We start from the raw sequence: 3,600 nt of genomic DNA, 5'->3' as shown, positions 1-3,600 counted from the left end.
GAGTCGCCGGCCTCATCTTCGCGTCCCGCCCCGACCGCCAGCGTACGAGGCGGCCACGCGTCATGTGCCGATTTTGCGCCGGTCACGCCTTGCCAGATGGCGGGAATCGGCCATCCCCAGAGTCTCAACGACGACCACTCGCGATCAAGGACGACTGCGCTGAGTCCGTGGCTGACCTCGCGGCAGTGAACAATCGTGACGTCGCTCACGGGTCGCGCGCATTCGGGGTGCATCAATGCGCGGGGAGTCGATGTCCGAGCTGATGTTCACTTTGCGTAATGCTATTCCTCATGGGAACTTCAGGGACTACCCCAAGGTTTGAGGCGGCCAGGCATTCGGCTCGGGGCGCTGAGGTTCATCATGCGGGACGAGTTCGTCGACTCTCGCTGCGGGCATTGTCCGCGGTGGCTGTCGTGTGCGGGGTCGTCCTTGGGGCGGTGACTCCGGCGGCGGCCACGGGTCCGTCCGTGTCACTGTCGATGAGCGCAGACGCGACGGTGCTGCCTGCCTCGACTGAGCGCACGTATGTCACAGCGACGGCCAGCGAGGAGGTGGGCAGCGGATACTCGATCGTCATCCTGGACGGGTCCGGGGCTATTCAGCGGACGTGCTTCTCCGTGGCGGTATGCACCACTTCGGTTTCTCTGGAACCCGGCGGAGCGAGATCGTTCCGCTCTCAGATCGTCAGCTCCGATTCGCCTGATGTCGCGCTGCGTGTATCCGATCCGCTGAGCGTTCGCAGAGGGATGTGGTCGCTTGAGCTTTCTTCCGACCGTGTGACTGTGCCCGCGTCGTCCGATCGGGCGTATGTCACGGCCACAGCGAGCGAAGAGGTTCGGGGCGACTACTCGATCTGGATTCGGGACCACACTGGCTCGGTGAGACGGTCGTGCTCGAACACCGATGTCTGCACGTCGACGGCTCTCCTCGCTCCTGGTCAGTCTGAGTCGTTCACCGCGGAGGTGGTGAACAATGCGATCCCAGATTCCAGTTGGGCGAAGACCGGTGCTTTCGCGATTGCGCGCAAAGCGTGGGCGCTGACGTTGACCGCGCCTACACCGGTCATGCCCGCGGGTGCGACCTCCGCACCTGTGGTCGCGACCGCCAGCGAACCCGTTCCGCCGTCGTTGTACTCGATCCAATTCATCAATTCGGGCGGACAGGTCGTGCAGACCTGCACCTCCGTGCTCTCGGATAGCTGCGGCGGAAACATAGACCTCACGAACGGGGGCATGGGATCCATCTGGGCCAGGATCGTTTCCTTTGAGGGGGACGTGGTGGCCTCGGCTGGACCAGTGAGTGCGACGAATCTCGGAGATCAGGCGCTCCTCGGGTCGACCTCGGTAGCCTCTCTCGCGCTCCAACTCGAACAGAGGTTAGGCGCGGAAAGTGCCTGTCTCGCACTCGGTGAACAAGTCCGCACGCACGCCACCGGGAGCAGCGTCCCTGACGTAACCCTGGTGTGCATGAACGGGGGTGTCCGGAGCGCTCTCGAAATGATTGCACGGCTCGGAGGACTGGGGAAAGCCATATCGGCTGTCGAGTCCCTTACGGCCGCTGACTCTGAGCCTGCGCCGTCATCGCCACATCCCGACTGCGACTCGGTAGCGTTCGACGGATCGTGCCTCGACGCAGGTTCTCCCGACGCGAACGCCCCGGCCCCCCAGCCGGATCCCGCAGGCGGAGGAATCCAGCCGCCACCGAACTGCATGGACCCGTCAACCGCGCAAATGCTTATAGACGCGATGCCCGTTCAGCTCCACCACGTCGCAACGCAATACGGCGACTGGGCGGAGGACTTTAATGAGATCCTCGGGAAGTACGGGCTCTCCGTGACGGACACCACATTGAACGTGATCGCGGTCCCTCATAGGGGTCCGCACCCGAAGGAGTATCACCAATGGGTGATGGACAACGTCGAAATTGCGGATCAGGTGGCGAATGGAGATGTCGCTACTTTCAGGAGCCTGTTCAAACAGTGGATCTCGGACAGGATTGAAGCCGACCCCACGATAACGCGGCTCGCGTATTGGAAGTGCAGACGATGACCCCGTACTACCTGCTTATGGCTCGCGAAGGATTCGGTGTCGCGAAGCCTGACGAGCCCGAGGTCGATCACACGGCTCGTATCCTCAGCCATCAGCTTTGGAGGTCTGGATTGATCGAGGATCCGCCCCTGGCGGCTTGGGTGCGGGGTCGTGAGACTCTCGCTCCGGACTGGGTATGGGGGTCTCGTCAAGTTCCGTTGTTGTCGGGTGCGTTTCGTGAGGTGGTAGAGGAGTTCCTGACGGAGGTGGATGAGGTTCAGTGGCTGCCTGCGACGCTGCGGAACGCGGATGGGACCGAGGAGGCTCGGTGGATCCCGCACTTCCCAGGCGAGCGGGACATCCTCGATGTGGAGCGGACCGATTGGGGTCCATCGGGGTTGCCGATCGCGTGGGTGCTCTCGCCGGAGAAGATGGAAGGGATCTCCTTCATCACGCGGCCGCAGCATTCCGGCACACTGATCGTTAACGGGGACATCATGCGGGCGTTGCGTCGTGCGAAGCTCACCGGGTTCACGGTGATGCGCGCCCGCGTCGCCGACCCGAAGGAATCTGCCGAGTAGGGGTTGGGAGCGAACGCGGGGTAATGCCCCCGAAGGATGGGGGTCGGGCCGAGATCAAAATCACGGCTCGACGACTCGGCCGTCCTGACGCATTCGCTCGTGGACACCCACGTGACGTGGGCGAAGAGTCGCGGATACGCTGACACGATGGCGCAGCGCGTTCTTCAGCTCATGTCCGACTACGGTGTCGACGACTGTCCGCTCTGGCATCAGCGTTCGGAGACGGAGGTCGGCCTGGCGAGTGCCGAGGAGCTGGGGCTGAGCCGCGAACTGCGCGCGGATCTCCGGGACTGGAACGACGAGGCCACGGCCGATCCGCTGGGGGAGTCTGAGCAGACCGCATGGTCACCCGAGCGCGCTTCCCAGCACCGGATGCGGTCCTTCGATCTGGCTGTGCGCGTGCAGATCGAGCTCGGCGACGATGTGGATATCTGGTGCGGTGGGCGGGAATCGTTTCTCGAGCACGCGGGTCTGCCCGGACATCCCGCGGTGCTCCTCGCCGGGGAGCAGGCGGGAGCAGCGGTGGACCGGTCGGAACGCGGGGTCACCGAGTCGGCCACTGTCGCCGCAATGGGTGGACGCCCGGACACCGCGCGAGCGATCATCGCGTGGCGGCAGCTCACGCAACGTGTCGGGATGCCCTTCGGAGACAGCCGCACGCGTGCGAGGGGACTTCGGGCAGCAGGTCTGCTCCAACGCGAACTGAGCTCGTGCACCATCGTCTTCCGGGCCGGTGCGCGACGTGAGTCCGACTACGACCGCGACGATCGCTGACCGGCGGTGATCACGGGGGCGATCCGCCGTTGGCAGCGGCGAACAGGGCGGCGGCCTCTGCCCGGTTGCCGGCGCCGATCTTGGACAGAATCGCCGAGACGTGGACCGATGCCGTCTTGGGACTGATGAACAGACGGGCTCCGATCTGCGCGTTCGTCAGACCCCCCGCGACCAACGCGAGCACCTGCCGCTCGCGTGCGGTCAGTGACTCCATGGCC

The 3,600-nt window shown here is 64.5% G+C and carries 5 protein-coding genes; 3 read left to right on the top strand and 2 right to left on the bottom strand.

All coding sequences use genetic code 11. From position 1 onward, the window contains the following. The coding region (locus BGN95_RS23935) for a hypothetical protein (protein ID WP_286774252.1) at window positions 1-209 on the bottom strand (209 nt) is incomplete at its 3' end. A 258-nt stretch (window positions 210-467) separates the two neighbouring features. Between BGN95_RS23935 and BGN95_RS23930 the strand changes: the two genes are divergently transcribed. The 3 genes from BGN95_RS23930 (at window position 468) to BGN95_RS23920 (ending at window position 3,382) form a co-directional block, all read left to right on the top strand. Next, window positions 468-2,048 (top strand): AHH domain-containing protein, encoded by a 1,581-nt coding sequence (locus BGN95_RS23930; protein ID WP_286774251.1) that lies wholly within the window; start codon window positions 468-470, stop codon window positions 2,046-2,048. Then, window positions 2,045-2,608, top strand: coding sequence for a hypothetical protein (locus BGN95_RS23925; protein WP_286774250.1), 564 nt, complete (start codon window positions 2,045-2,047; stop codon window positions 2,606-2,608). Before BGN95_RS23930 ends, BGN95_RS23925 begins: the two co-directional genes overlap by 4 nt. Before the next feature lie 147 nt (window positions 2,609-2,755). Next, window positions 2,756-3,382 (top strand): immunity protein CdiI family protein, encoded by a 627-nt coding sequence (locus tag BGN95_RS23920; RefSeq protein ID WP_286774249.1) that lies wholly within the window; start codon window positions 2,756-2,758, stop codon window positions 3,380-3,382. 10 nt (window positions 3,383-3,392) lie between these two features. Here the strand turns inward: BGN95_RS23920 and BGN95_RS23915 are convergent. Further along, a partial coding sequence (locus BGN95_RS23915) for a helix-turn-helix domain-containing protein (RefSeq protein WP_286774248.1) occupies window positions 3,393-3,600 on the bottom strand: 208 nt, incomplete at its 5' end.

This window comes from Sphingomonas sp. 66-10, assembly GCF_001897045.1.
GTDB lineage: Bacteria > Pseudomonadota > Alphaproteobacteria > Sphingomonadales > Sphingomonadaceae > Sphingomonas > Sphingomonas lycopersici.
Note: the sequence above shows the minus strand (reverse complement) of the source record. Positions and strands in the feature narration are given on the sequence as shown.

Coding starts and splice junctions, on each gene's coding strand:
- BGN95_RS23925 (WP_286774250.1), top strand. CDS start 2,045: ATGACCCCGTACTACCTGCTTATGGCTCGCGAAGGATTCGGTGTCGCG.
- BGN95_RS23920 (WP_286774249.1), top strand. CDS start 2,756: ATGGCGCAGCGCGTTCTTCAGCTCATGTCCGACTACGGTGTCGACGAC.